Origin of the sequence: Micromonospora sp. BQ11 (assembly GCF_052068135.1) — a bacterium.
Taxonomy (GTDB): domain Bacteria; phylum Actinomycetota; class Actinomycetes; order Mycobacteriales; family Micromonosporaceae; genus Micromonospora.
In genome coordinates, this window is the sequence record NZ_JBQHDB010000013.1 from 188895 (window position 1) to 202544 (window position 13650).

The 13650-nt window shown below is 69.2% G+C and carries 10 protein-coding genes and 1 pseudogene; 6 read left to right on the forward strand and 5 right to left on the reverse strand.

Features of this window, described 5'->3' with window-relative positions; translation table 11 throughout:
• Nucleotides 1-183 precede the first annotated feature (183 nt).
• From ACTMSW_RS24945 to ACTMSW_RS24960, 4 genes are all read right to left on the reverse strand, one after another.
• The gene (locus tag ACTMSW_RS24945) at nt 184-1311 is read right to left on the reverse strand and encodes a Fic family protein (RefSeq protein ID WP_441183110.1); all 1128 of its coding nucleotides are present in this window, start codon (nt 1309-1311) and stop codon (nt 184-186) included.
• A gap of 203 nt (nt 1312-1514) precedes the next feature.
• Nucleotides 1515-2870: a SpoIIE family protein phosphatase gene (locus ACTMSW_RS24950; RefSeq protein ID WP_441183111.1), complete on the reverse strand. Its 1356-nt coding sequence runs from the start codon at nt 2868-2870 to the stop codon at nt 1515-1517.
• A gap of 76 nt (nt 2871-2946) precedes the next feature.
• On the reverse strand, nt 2947-3672 hold the full coding sequence (locus tag ACTMSW_RS24955; protein ID WP_441183112.1) for an ANTAR domain-containing protein: 726 nt from the start codon (nt 3670-3672) through the stop codon (nt 2947-2949).
• Nucleotides 3673-3713: 41 nt separating this feature from the next.
• Nucleotides 3714-4463, reverse strand: coding sequence for a GAF and ANTAR domain-containing protein (locus ACTMSW_RS24960; protein ID WP_441183113.1), 750 nt, complete (start codon nt 4461-4463; stop codon nt 3714-3716).
• 291 nt (nt 4464-4754) lie between these two features.
• Between ACTMSW_RS24960 and ACTMSW_RS24965 the strand changes: the two genes are divergently transcribed.
• A complete protein-coding gene (locus ACTMSW_RS24965; RefSeq protein WP_441183114.1) occupies nt 4755-5114 on the forward strand; it encodes an STAS domain-containing protein in 360 nt (119 codons plus the stop codon).
• A complete protein-coding gene (locus ACTMSW_RS24970) occupies nt 5111-6274 on the forward strand; it encodes an ANTAR domain-containing protein (RefSeq protein ID WP_441183115.1) in 1164 nt (387 codons plus the stop codon). Before ACTMSW_RS24965 ends, ACTMSW_RS24970 begins: the two co-directional genes overlap by 4 nt.
• Nucleotides 6275-6585: 311 nt before the next feature.
• Here the strand turns inward: ACTMSW_RS24970 and ACTMSW_RS24975 are convergent.
• Nucleotides 6586-7316, reverse strand: a pseudogene (locus tag ACTMSW_RS24975) (cbb3-type cytochrome c oxidase subunit I); the annotation flags it as partial.
• A gap of 139 nt (nt 7317-7455) precedes the next feature.
• Between ACTMSW_RS24975 and ACTMSW_RS24980 the strand changes: the two are divergent.
• The 4 genes from ACTMSW_RS24980 to ACTMSW_RS24995 form a co-directional block, all read left to right on the forward strand.
• The gene (locus ACTMSW_RS24980; protein ID WP_441183116.1) at nt 7456-8586 is read left to right on the forward strand and encodes a carbohydrate ABC transporter permease; all 1131 of its coding nucleotides are present in this window, start codon (nt 7456-7458) and stop codon (nt 8584-8586) included.
• The gene (locus tag ACTMSW_RS24985; RefSeq protein ID WP_441183117.1) at nt 8586-9443 is read left to right on the forward strand and encodes a carbohydrate ABC transporter permease; all 858 of its coding nucleotides are present in this window, start codon (nt 8586-8588) and stop codon (nt 9441-9443) included. Before ACTMSW_RS24980 ends, ACTMSW_RS24985 begins: the two co-directional genes overlap by 1 nt.
• A 105-nt stretch (nt 9444-9548) precedes the next feature.
• Nucleotides 9549-10937, forward strand: a complete 1389-nt coding sequence (locus tag ACTMSW_RS24990; RefSeq protein ID WP_441183118.1) for an extracellular solute-binding protein — start codon at nt 9549-9551, stop codon at nt 10935-10937.
• A gap of 85 nt (nt 10938-11022) precedes the next feature.
• Nucleotides 11023-13650: glycoside hydrolase family 2 protein (locus ACTMSW_RS24995; RefSeq protein WP_441183119.1), on the forward strand; the 2628-nt coding region annotated here is incomplete at its 3' end.

The following is a 13650-nucleotide window of genomic DNA, read 5'->3' on the forward strand; positions in this document are numbered from 1 at the left end:
CGTGGATAGGCACAATAGGACAGATTAACTGTCCTATTGTGCCTATTTAGCCCTAAATGCTGTGTGTGTTGGAATGCCTGCTTGGCTGCGACCGGCCGCATGGGTCCAATTCCGGTTGACAGGAATTGGCGTCCGTTCGCGGCGCGCTGACCGTCGCAGACTTGCAGTGCCGGGGCCTGCGCCTCACCGTCGGTACGGGTCGATGATTTCCTTTGGGCGCAGCGCGGGGGCGGCGAGGTCGCGCAGTGTCGGCGAGGTGAGGTAGAACCTGCCTCGGGTCTCGCCGTGCTGTTCGAGCATGTCCGCCCGGACGAGGGCGCGAAGGTCGCGGGTTGCTTGGTCGTCGGTGAGGTTCTCGTCGCGCTGATAGACGGTGCGGCGTACTCGGCCGCCGGTCGCGGCGAGGTGTAGGGCGCTGACGACCCGCTCGGGCAGCCCGTGGCGCCGGACCCAGGTGTCGAGCAGGTCCCAGAGATGCGCGGCCTGATCGAGGCGTTGCCGGACCAGTTGGGCTTGTTGGTGGTGGGCGCTCAGGCAGAATTGGATCCACTTGCTGGTGTCATTATCGGGCTGCCAGGTTGGGCCGCCCACGTCACCGAGCGCGTCGTAGTAGGCGTAGGTGTTCCGGCCGACGCCGAGCCACTCTTCAATGGAGGAGAACTCCGGGGCGAGGACACCGTCGCGGGCGAGTACGAGGGTGTGTAGGCAACGCGACATTCGGCCGTTTCCGTCCCGCCAGGGGTGGATCTTGACCAGGTTCAGGTGGGCCATGGAGGCCCGCACGAGTAGAGGGGTCTCTGGTTCGCCATTGGCCAGCCAGTCGATCAGTTCGGAGATCAGCGACGGGACGTCGTCGGCGTCTGGCCCGGTGTAGACGCGTCGACCGGTGTGCGCCTCGTCGATGTGGATGTCTCCTGGACGGAAGCGGCCCGGCCACTTGCTGAGGTCATGGCGGAGCATCATGAAGTGCAGCGCGTTGAGCAGCATGTGTTGCCAGGTGAACTCGCGTGCGCGGGCGAGTTGTTGCACGTACGTCAGGGCGTCCCGGTAGCCGGTGATGACCTCCCAGGTTTGCGGGTTCGTCTCTACCGGTTCGTCGCCGACGACGGCCGCGGCTGCGTCGTCCAGGGACACCTGGTAGCCCTCGATCGAATTGGAGCCCTGGATGGCGTGGGCGATCAGGGTGCGTCGGAGTTGTCCTGTCCAGCGGTGCGGCTCGGCGATCTGATACCGCAGGTTGTCTCGCATCGTGTCCAGTTCACCGAGCACGCGCTTGTCGTCATCGGCGAGCTCGGGTGTCCGATACAGCATGCGCTAATCATACAATGCTTTCTGCGTAATCCCGGATTCATTTCAGCATCAAGCCGGTGAAGGGCGGCAGAGCGTCCCGAAGCGTCCGTGCCTCGTCGCGTACCGCCCTGAATGTGGTTGTTCGGTCATGACACGACCTATCCGAGATGGTGCTGCCGCGTTCCAGCCGTGCGGTGAGCCGGAAGGGTTGGGACTGCGCCGAGTTAGGCGTGGTCGATGACGTTGGCGACCAGTTCCGTGGTGGCGCGTACCAGCGCGCCGACATCGTCCGGACTCGGCTCGACGTCGTGCAGCCAGGCTCGCAGGGCGGCGCGGGCGTGCTGCGCGGCGTCGGGTGTCACGTCCAGCCGCACGTCGCGGCTGGCCACGGCGGGCTGGCGTTGCAGCGCGAGGATGGTGATGTCGTCGGTGTACCCGCTGGTGCGGGTCAGCAATTCGATCGTCAGGGTGCAGATGCGTTCGGCGGCGCTGGTGGGCGCCCCGGCGGGCATGATCACGTTGCGTTGGGCGTTGCTGGCGGTGGTGCGCAGCTCCAGCGCCGCTGTCATCGGGGTGGTGCCGGGGCGTTCCAGGATGCCGTCGCTGTAGCAGACGATCGCCTCGCCGGCGTCGAGGTGGGCCGTGCCGGTGGGGAACTGTGTCCCGGTGGCCAGTGGTCCGGCGCCGGTGGGTGCCAGGTATCGGGTGTCAGCGTCGTCGGCGGCCAGTACGAGCGGTGGTGGGTGCCCGGCGGCGCAGTACTCGACGTCGCCGTTCTCCTCGATACGGATGATGCAGACGGTGGCGCGGCGGGCGGCGGGAACGGTGACGGCGAACCGGTCGAGGAACCGGATGGCGTCGACGACACCGCTGCCGGCGCGCAACTGGGAGAGTAGGACGCTGCGTAGTTGTCCCATCGCGACGGCGGCGGCCTGGCCGTGGCCGGCGACGAGTACGACCGAGCCGTTCTCGCAGGCCACCGCGTCGAACCAGTCACCACCGGCGGCCTGCTCGTCGGCGGCGAGCACGTAGCGGGCGGCGACGTCGAAACGGGGTAGCACCGGCACCGAGTCGGCCAGTAGAGCGCGCTGCATGGCACGCACACCGCCTCGGACGGCCGCGTACCGCTCTCGCAACTCCTTTAGCTCATGCTCGGCCGCCGTGCGCTGCTGCACGCGTGAGGTGACGTCGCGGCAGATCATGACCGTCCCGCGCGGGTGCCCGTCCTGGTCGGGGAGGGGGCCGAGGACGACATCCAGGTACATCTCCATCACCGACCCGTCGGGCTGGTGAACCTGCAGACGGTGCTCGTCGCGGGTGATCGTCGCGCCGGTCAGGGTAGGGGCCGCGTACGCCTCCGCCCATCCCTGGCTCATCAGCTCCTTGGAGAACGTTTCCAGAATCGGCTGTCCGTAGACGATGCGGTTCTCCGTTATCGCCCGCGCCGCGGCGTTGAAAGCCGCCGTCCGCATCTGCGGGCCGTCGGTTACCACTGCGATGAACGGCAGATGCTCGAACCCTTCCGCCGCCGCCTGCACCTCACCGAACGCGCGGTGTTCACCATCGTCAGCCCCTTGCATACTCCCCGCGCTGTCCCGCACCCGATCCTGTCGCTGCTGCGGTATACCTTGCCACCTTCAAGACGCTGACCAACCGTTACGGGCGCTGGAGACCGCCGAGGCTGGCTAGGTCGGTAGTGATGGTCTGGGCGACGTCGCTGAGGCGCCGGTTGTTGTTGCGGGCGTAACCGCGGATCAGGTTGAACGCCTCGTCGGGGCTCACACCACGGTGCTGCGCGATGATTCCCTTGGCCTGTTCGATGACGACCCGGCTGTTCAGCGCCCCCTGCAACTGCTCGGTGAGGACCTCACCGCGGCGGATGGCGCGTTCCTGCAGGAGCCCGATCACGGCGACGTCAGCCAGCGACTGCACGATCTTGGTGTCCGTGTCGTCGAGTTCGTCGGCCCTGCCGAACACGCTCATCGCGCCGACGACCTGTCTACGTAGTCGCAGCGGAAACGCGTGCACCGACTCGAAGCCGGCCTGGGTGGCGCGAGGCGCGAACTTGGGCCACTGGTCCGTGGCGGCGGCGAGGTTCACGTTGGTCACCGGCCGCCCGGTGCGGTACGCGTCCAGGCACGGGCCGTCGTCGTGTTGCAGCTGGTGAACCTCCATCAGCCGGGCGCTTTCGTCGGAGGCGGCCATGAAGGTCAGCCGGTCTCGGTGGTCGGCGAGCATCAGACCGACCTCCCCGGTGTCGAAGAGTCCTGCCACGCGCTGGGTGAGCATCTGCAGGAACTCGATGACATCGAAGTCGTCGACGAGCGTGTCGGCGACCTCGACGAACACCGTCGCGAGCCGCTCAGCGGAAACAGTGGACATGGTGGCCTACCGCCCTTCCCCGGATACCGTGCCGACGGCGGTCACGACTGGTCACTGTCAAATCTGAGAGTTCGCGCCACCACGTCGCGCGCGACCTCGCCCAGCGGCTGGTTCTCGGCGTAGGCATGGGCACGCAGCCGAGCCAACGCGTCCGCCAACGACATGCCCAACTGCACCGAGACCATGCCTTGTGCCTGGAACAGTTCCGCCCGCTGTCCCATCACCTCGTCAAGGCCGTCGGCCACCGACCCTGGCGCTGCCTGTGCCTGCCCGTCGAGCAGTGCCGTGACCGCCAGGTCGGCGAACGTCAGTGCCTCACGGAACTGTTCACCCGACAGTGGACCCGGCTCGAGGCGGAACACGTCGAGAGCCCCGAGACGCGCGGCGCCGATCTGCAACGGGAATGCGAACACCGCCCGCATGCCCCGCTCGTAGACGGCAGGTGCGTAGCCCGGCCAGCGGCTCATCGCCCCGTCGGCGAGGTCGGGCACCAGCACCGGCTCGCGGGTGGTGAACGCGTCCAGGCACGGGCCTTCGCCGAGGGTGAACTGCAACTCCTCGAGGCATCCGTAGGCCGGCTCGGACGCCGCCGCCACTCCGCGCATCCCACTCTCGGCCATCACGTTGATCCCGACGCCGGAGGCGGCCAGCGACCGGCCTGCGGCGGTGCACAACCGCCGCAGGTGCCCGGCGACACCGGCACCGTCGTCACGGCGCGTCAGCTCGTTCGCGACCAACCGCATGACACGTTCTATCCGCTCATCCACGGCGTGGACCTGCCCCGTCGTCACGCCCGGCGATGGCGGCTCGATGGGTACGACTGTCCATAGCTGCCTCTCTCCCTGACCCGGGAACTGCCGAGGACCAGAGCAGCAGCGTGTCCGAACGTGGACTAACAAGACCACGGTACGCCGGTCGCAGCCCCCTCGCCTCCCGGCGGCGGCCCGGCCCTGCGAATGATTGATCTGCTTCACCGTCAGAGCTCCCACCCGCGGTGGTGTCCGCTACGCTGATCGCACTGTCCGACGACGGACGCTGCCCCAGACCACGGCAGTCGCAACTCGCTGCCACTGGTCCAAGGGGTGAACGCCATGCTCGCCGTATCCGAACGTCCGTGCGCCGTCACCATCACCGCTGTTCGAGACGACAAAACGCTGTCGATCCGACTTGTCGGCGCCGTCGAGATGGGCGCTGAAGCGGCGCTCAACGACGCCATCAACCGAGTGCGGGAACTCGCCCCCGGCAGCGTGGCGATCGACCTTGCCGGGATCACCTTCGCCGGGTCTCTTCTCGCGAACTTCCTCATCGGTCTGCACGCCGCAGCCCCCAGCGCGTCCACCCATCTTCACCACGCGACACCGATGATCCGGGTGATCCTGACCGCCACCCGCGTCGACGAACTCGTCGTCTTCGACAACGCAGAATCGGCTTATCTCACATGACCAGCGGGCACCGTGCCTCCTCAGCCGCCGCGCACGGGCACGCCATCGGGTCAGATGCCGCCGACCGTGATCAGCAACAGCGGACGATCGACACCGGAGTCGCCGCATCCGCGACGGCGATGTCCGCGCCGCACACCGACACCGATCCCTACCAATCCGTGCGTGACAGCACGCTGAGCGCTGCCCAGCGGAGAACCGTCGAAGTACGTGAGCAGGACCTCGACCGGCGTGAACGACAATGGACAAGCCGCAAGGCGGACGCTGACGCCCCGCGGCGATTGCTCGATAACCGCGAGCACGAGACCCGCTCCCGTGAGCGCGGCGCCGACCAGCGCGAGATCGACGCCGAGGCCGCCAACGGGAACGAAGACCGACATCGCCTGTCATCAGGTCCCCCCGTCGCGGAGGCGGTCGTGATGCGCTTCGGCGCGCTGGCCCGTTCGTTGCACGATCTCGACGACACCGAGGCGACGGCGCAGGCGATCGTTGCCGTAGCCGTCGACACCGTCCCCGGCGCCACCTACGCCGGGCTCTCGATGACGTCCAGGCAGCCAGCAGCCGCAATCGTCGTCACTGATCAGGTGGTGTCACACATTGACCAGGCCCAGCATGACACCGGCGAAGGCCCGGCGATGACGTCGCTGCGCGAGCACCGCACGGTCCGCGTCGACGACATGGCCGCAGATACCCGGTGGCCGCGCTTCGCAGCGCGGGCCGCGCAGATCGGTGTGGGCAGCATGCTCGCGGTGCAGGTGTACGTGCGTCGAGAAGACCTGGGCGTGCTGACCCTGTACTCCCGCGACCCACACGCATTCGACGACGACGCCGAGCAGATCGCCCTGTTGTTCGCCACCCACGCCGCGGTCGCGCTGGCCGGAGCACACAACGCGCAACACCTGACGACAGCCCTGAAGAACCGTGACGCCATCGGCCAGGCCAAAGGCATCCTGATGGAACGCTATCGGTTGAGCGCCGACCAGGCGTTCGCCGTGCTGACCCGCGCCAGCCAGAACACCAACACCAAAATCGTCGACGTGGCCCGCACCCTCACCGAAAACGGAACGCTCCCCGGCGCCGTACCCGACACCGACGGCACCGCCTCCCCGGGACCGGCGCGTCGCCCGTCGCACGGGCCGTTGGTTTGCCGGCTGACTGCATGATCGTCGACCGAAAGGGATGCCATGGCCCCAGCAGTTCAGCGGACCGCCGGCTCTGGCCAGTACGGCATCCAGAGTTTCACTCGCACGAAGCCCCTCCTGCGCCGTTAACCGACGTAGACGCGGGCCAGTAATCAGCTACCAGGCGGACGCGGTGGTTCACCACCGCGTCCGCCGTCGCATTCGAGGCCATCATGCTGACTACGCCAGGGCGGCAGGCAGCGCCGCCCGCGCGGCGTTTCGCCTGCCGTCTTCGTCCTTCTGGTGGCCCCGTGTGCCAACAGTGGACCTTCCGGGCAATCCCGCAATGCCCGTCATTGGTCGTCTTCGGCCCCCGGTCGTCGCCACCGTTCGGTGCCACGGTCGGTGGGGCTGCGCCGTCCACCCAGCGGGTCGCGTCCAGGCTCCTCGGTCTGGTCGAAGGCGGGGCGCCGGACCTGGTCCGGATCCGGAACTTGGACCGACCGCGCCCCGGACTCGGGTGCCGGCTGGTAGTCAGTCACCTCCCGGGGTCCGTACGCACCCTCAGCGCTCGGCGACTCTGGCGCGGGCTGCTCACGGTACAGTTCGTCGCCCAACGTCTGCGGCGGCTTGGTCTCCCGCTGCGGCAGGTCCCGGCCGAGGTCAGCCACCATCGGGCCGTACTTGGCCTCAAAGGCCGGCCGCTCCGAGCGGATCCGGGGCCTCCGGTCGAAGTTACGCAGCGGCGGCGGACAACTGGTGGCCCACTCCAGCGAGTTGCCGAAGCCCCAGGGGTCGTCAACGTCCACCTTCGCCCCGTACCGCCACGACTACCACGCGTTCTAGATGAAGAACAGGGTGGAGACGCCGAGGACGAACGACCAGATGCTGGAGAACATGTGCATCCAGGTGAAGCCGTCCTGCGCCTGGTAGTCGGCGTAGCGGCGCGGCATGCCCTCCGTCCGAGCCAGTGGTGGATCAGGAACGTGCCGTGAAAGCTGATGAACATCGTCCAGGAGTGGATCTTACCGGGGCGTTCGTCCATAAGCCGGCCGGTCATCTTCGGGAACCAGAGGTAGATGCCGGTTGACCGGGTCGGCTGGCGCTGGTCGACCTCGGCGGGCGGGGTCACGGTGGAGTCCGCGTCCGTCAGCGATTGACAGCCGCACCGGAAGCGCTGATGATGAGCCATATCACATTTGCTACGTAGAAATGCGGGTTCGATGACTGTCACCGCGCCGCACACCGGCAAGCCGGCCTCCGCCGCGTCCGGCGTTCCGACGGTCCGTCAGCGGCCTTGGCGCACCGGTGACGCCGCGACCGGGCTGGTGTTCCTCGGCCCGTTTCTCGCCGTCTACGCGCTGTTCGTGGTGTGGCCCGTCGTCCAGGCGGGGCGGATGAGCGTCTACGACTGGGATCTGCTCGGTTTCACCCGGGAGTTCGTCGGGCTGGACAACTACCGGCGGATGCTGTGGGGCACCGCGATGACCTGGAGCACCGGGCACCTCGCGGGGCTGCGGCTGCTCGTGCTCGCGGTGACCGCGGCCGTGATCACCCGACGGCTCCGGCGTGGGGCGCCCGCGGGCACCACCGCCGCCGTCGGCGGCGCCGGCGTACTCGGGGCGGCCGTGCTCGGCTTCCACCCCGGTGCCGGCGGAGGGTGGAACGACGCCGCGTTCTGGACCTCGCTGCGGCACACCCTGGAGTTCACGGCGATCTCCACGCCGATCCTGGTCGGGCTCGGGCTGCTCATGGCGCTCACACTGCACCGCCGGCAGCGTGGCACGGCGTTCTACCGGGCGGCGTTCTTCCTGCCGTACGTCCTGCCGGTGTCGGCCGTCACGCTGATCTGGAGCTTCCTGCTCAACCCCGACCGCGGCCTGCTCGCGCCGTTCCTGGGTTTCTTCGGCGTTGAGCCGATCGCCTGGCTCAGCAGTCCCGACCTGGCGATGTGGGGCATCGTGGCGACCACCGTGTGGTGGTCGGTCGGCTTCAACCTGGTGCTCTTCCTCGCCGGGCTGCAGGACATCGACCCCCACCTGTACGAGGCCGCCGGGCTGGACGGGGCGAACCGCTGGCAGCAGTTCCGGCACGTGACGCTGCCGGGCCTGCGGCAGATCTCCGTACTGGTGGCCATCACGCAGCTCATCGCGTCGTTCCAAATCTTCGGGCAGGTCTACATCATGACCCGCGGCGGCCCCGGCGACTCCACCCGGGTGCTCATCCAACACATCTACGAGTCCGGGTTCCGCAACCTGGAGATGGGCTACGCGGCCGCCCTGTCGCTGTTCCTGTTCGTCGTCATGGCCGTCGTGTCGGCGATCCAGTTCCGGATCATGTCGAGGGAGGCGTGATGGCCGTCGCGACGACCGCCCCGCCCGCCGTGCGACCACGGCGGCGCCGCATCCTCTACCACGTCTTCATGACACTGGCGGCGCTCGTGTGGCTCGTACCGGTGCTGTGGATGGTGTCGATGGCGCTGACTCCGAACGACGCGTTGCAGCGTGAGTCCGTGGGCCTGGTGCCCAACGGGTTCACGCTGGACAACTTCGGCGAGGTCTTCACCGTCGGGCACATGCTGCGCTGGTTCCTGAACAGCCTCATCGTGACCAGCGCGGCGACCGTGCTGACCGTCGCGCTCTGCGCGACCGCCGGCTACGCGTTCGCGAAGATCCGGTTCACCGGCAAGCGGCTGCTGTTCGCCCTCGTCATCGCCGGGCTCATGGTGCCCAAGGAAGCGATGTTCGTGCCCCTGTTCCTGATGTTCTCCGACACTGGGCAGCAGAACACGTACCAGGCGCTGTTCCTCCCGCGCATCGCCTTTCCCCTGGGGGTGTTCATCATGACCCAGTTCCTCAGCCGGGTGCCGAGCGAGTACGAGGAGGCCGCGCGGGTCGACGGCGCCGGCCGGTGGCGGATCTTCTGGTCGATCATGCTGCCGCTCGCGCGGCCCGCGATGGCGTCGCTCGCGATCTTCACGTTCGTCCTCACCTGGAACGACTACCTGTGGCCGCTGGTCATCTCCACCGAACGGGAGATGTTCACGGTCACCACCGGACTGGCGTCCCTGCAGTCCAACTTCGCCGCCGCCACCGAGGTCGGGTCGCTCATGGCTCGGGGTCTGGTCGGCAGCCTGCCGCTGGTCGTGCTGTTCCTGCTCTTCCAACGGCAACTCATTCGCGGCATCACGTTGGGCAGCGGCGAGAAGTAGCACCGTCGCCCATCGCTGAAGGGCCGGGCACCGCGGGACGTCCGGCCCTGAACCACCCTGCCCGTTCACTCCAACGGTCCGTCCTGGGCCAAAGGGAGAAAAACCATGCATACGACCGTCCGGCGCGGCCTCCTGGCCCGCGTCGTGATCCCCATGACCGCCGCCAGCCTGCTCGTGGCCTGCGGCAGCGACGACCGCGGCTCCTCCGCCGATGGAGCCGGCGCCGCCGAGCTGGCTGGCGTGACCGCCGAGCAGCTCAAGGGCACCACGATCAAGCTGGCCCGGTTCTTCGGCGACTGCGAGAACACGACCACCGGCGTGACCGACGTGTCCAAGGCGACGACCGAGTGCGAAACCATCCAGATCCTCACCAACGCCTTCAACGCCGAGAACCAGTACGACATCACCGTCGAGCGCCTGGGCGGCGCGGAGTGGAACACCTACTACGACGCGCTCAACGCGGCCTACGCCGGTGGCAACGCGCCCGACGTGGCCGTCATGCACGGCTCCAGCGTCGCGGACTACGCCAAGCGCAACCTGCTGCTGCGCCTGGACGACCAGCTGTCGGTGACCAAGGCCGACATCGACGACGCCGCCCCGGCGGCACGGCAGGCGGTCACGTACGAGAACGGCACCTACGGCCTGCCGTTCGACATCCACGCCGCCCTCGTGCACGTCAACGTGGACCTGTTCACCAGGGCCGGCCTGGTCGACGCCCAGGGCAACCCGACCCTGCCGAAGTCACCCGAGGAGTTCCTCGCCCAGGCGGAGCAGGTGAGCGCCAAGACCGGCAAGAAGTACTTCGGTACCGCGCGGGTCAAGGACGGCCTCGGCGTGCACATGTGGCGCAGCCTCGTCGAACAGCAGGGCGCCAGCATCCTGAGCGAGGACGGCACGAAGGCCAACGTGGACACCCCGCAGGCCCGTACCGCGCTGGACTTCATGGGCAAGGTCTTCAACGGCAGGTACGCGGACCCGGACCAGACCTACGACGCCGCGCAGCAGGCGTTCCTCAAGGGTGAGACCGCCATGCTGATGAACGGCACCTGGGTGGTAGACCAGTACACCAAGGAGGCGCCGTTCACCTACCGGGTCGCGGACTTCCCGACGCTGTACGGCAAGCCTGCCATCTGGGGCGACTCGCACATGTGGGTAATCCCGCGGCAGAAGCAGCCCGACCCGGTTCGCCAGCGGGCCGCGCTGGAGTTCGCGACCTACCTGTACGAGCACTCCGGCGACTGGGCGATCCACACCGGCCACCTCGCCGCCCGGACCTCCGTGCTCAACAGCCCCGAGTACCAGAAGGCGCCGCAGCGGGCCAACTATGTCGCCACCGGCACCACGAACGCCAACCCGGTGCCCCCGGTCAGTAGCTGGAAGGCCGTCAACGACGCCCTCATCGCCCAGATCGACTCGATCTGGTTCCAGGGCACGTCGCCCGACGCCGCCCTCGCCGAGGCCAACCGCCAGATCGACACGCTGCTCGCCAAGTAGCGCCCCGTGCCCGGCCGGCCCGCGGGACGCGGGCCGGCCGGGCACGTCCCCGCCGCACATCCGTCATCCCGGGAGAAGAAGTCACGTGTCGTCATCCGGTCGGTCCCGCCTCCCCCTCGACGGTCGCTGGCGGTTGCGCCTGCTCGATGTTCCCGGCCACGCCGGTCGCGACGAGGTGGAGGTCGACGTCCCCGGCTCCTGGACCCTGCAGGTGCCGGGGTGCGAGCAGGCGAGCGGCGTGGTGCGCTACGCGCGTCCGTTCGCCGTCCCGGCCGCCTGGCCGGCCGACGGTGTGCTGGTGCTGCTCTTCGGCGCGGTCAACCACGCCGCCGAGGTGAGCCTCAACGGCACCGTGGTCGGTCGCCACGAGGGCGGCTGGACGCCGTTCGAGGTGCCGCTCGACCGGCGCCTGCTGACCGGCGGCGACGAGGTGGTCGAGGTCGTCGTCTCGTATCCGCCGTTGCTCGCGACGGACACCGGGGCGGCCGGCCTGCAGGAGACCCCGCACGGCAAGCAGACCTGGTACGGCAGCAACGCCGGGATCTGGCAGCCGGTGACACTGGAGTGCCGCCCGCCCCGGCATGTGGCCCGGGCCCGGGTGCGTGCCGACGCGGTGACCGGCCGGGTCGCCGCCCGGGTCACCCTCGCCGGCCCGCCGGCGACCGGTACGCGCGTCGACCTGGTCGTCCGCCAGCACGGCAGCGGCACTGTGGTGGCCCGGTCCACGAGCCGCGAGCCCGACGCGGACGACGCGGACGACGACGCCGTGGCGCTCGACGCGGTCGTCGCCGGCCCGCGGCTCTGGTCGCCCGAGCACCCCCACCTGTACGACGTCGTGGTCGAGCTGTACGCCAACGGTGACCTGCTGGACGCCACGACCGTCACCACCGGGTTCCGCACGATCGCCACCAAGAACGGCAGCGTCCTGCTCAACGGCGAACCGATCGAGATCCGCGGCGTCCTGGACCAGGACTACCACCCGGGCAGCGAACTGCGCCCCCGTGCCCGCGAGGAACTGGAGCAGCTCTTCGGCGAGGCCAAGCGGCTCGGCTTCAACCTGCTGCGCTGCCACATCAAACGCCCCGACCCCGCCTACTTCGAGGTGGCCGACCGCCTCGGCCTGCTGGTGTGGGCTGAGCTGCCGAGTTGGCAGCGGTTCACCCCTCGCTCGACGGCCGCCGCCGAGTCCCTGCTGACCGAGATGATCGACACCGACGGCCACCATCCGTCGATCGCCGTCTGGACAGTCGTGAACGAATCCTGGGGCGTCGACCTGCGCGACGCCGAGCAACGGGCCTGGCTGAGACGCACCTGGCGCCATGCCGTCGACCTGGCGCCGGGCACCCTGGTGGTCGACAACTCCCCGTGCGAACCCAACTTCCACGTCCGCACCGACCTCGACGACTACCACGTCTACCGGGGCATCCCGGAGCGGCGGGCCAGCTGGGACGCCTGGGTCGACGCATTCGTCCAGCGTCCGGCCTGGACGTTCAGCCCGTACGGTGACGCGCGACGCACGGGCGAGGAGCCCTTGGTCGTCTCCGAATTCGGCAACTGGGGCCTACCCGACGTCACCGAGACGACCGCGCACGACGGCGCCGAGCCGTGGTGGGCGGAGGCCGGCCAGGACTGGGCGTTCGGCGCCGCGCACGCCAGCGGCCTGGTCTCCCGCTTCGAGCGGCTCGGTCTCGGCGAGGTCTTCGGGTCCTGGCGCGCGTTCGTCGAGGCCGTCCAACGGCAGCAACTGCTCGGCATCCGGTACCAGATCGGGTCGCTGCGCCGCCGGCCGGAGATCGCCGGCTACGTGCTGACCCAGCTCAGTGACGTGCAGTGGGAGGCCAACGGGCTGTTCGACATGGACCGACGACCGCGGCTGTTCACCGGGGAACTCGCCCTGATGAACGGGCCGTGCGCGGTGGTCCTGCGACCGATCGCCCACGCCTGCCTGTCCGACGCCGAACTGGAGGTCACCGTCGACGTCGTGCCACCCCCCGGGGGCATGCCGGACACCGCGTGGACGGTCCTGCTCAGCGTCGACGGCGCGGCAGCGCGGCAGCTGTCCGTGCCGGCCGACCGGCGCTCGTCCGTGACCGCCCGGCTGCGGATGCCCGCCGGTCCCGCCCTGGCGTCCGTACGCGCCGAGCTGCACACCGGCACCGCGCTGCTGGCACGCGACGCGGCCGACGTCGCGGTCCTCGCCCCGCCCCCCGAGCGGCAACGGCCGGTGCGCGTCGACGACGACGTGCTCGCCGGGTGGCTCCCGCAGCTCGGCGTGCCGACCCTCAGGGAGTCAGGCGACGACGTGCTGCTGGTGACCCGTCACTTCGGATCCGACGCCCAGGCCCTCGCCCGGCGTGGCGGCCGGGTCCTCGTCGTCGCCGAGGACCGCGAGGCGCTCGGCGACGCGTTCGCCGCACCGCTGCTGGCCCGGCTGTCGCCCCGCGCGGGCGACGGGGACTGGGTGCCCTGCTTCGACTGGCTGCGCCGGCACGGACCGTTCGCCGCGCTGCCCGGCGGCCCCCTTCTCGACCTGGCGTTCGAACACGTCATCGGTGACCTGGTCATCGACTTCCTGCCCGCGCCGCTGCGCCCGGCGTACCTGCACTCGGCGACGTTCGCCGGCTGGCTGCGGCACAGGGCCAGCACGTCGCTCACCGTGCCGTGGAGCGCCGGCGCCGTCACGATCACCACCTTCCGGCTGCGCACGGCCGGG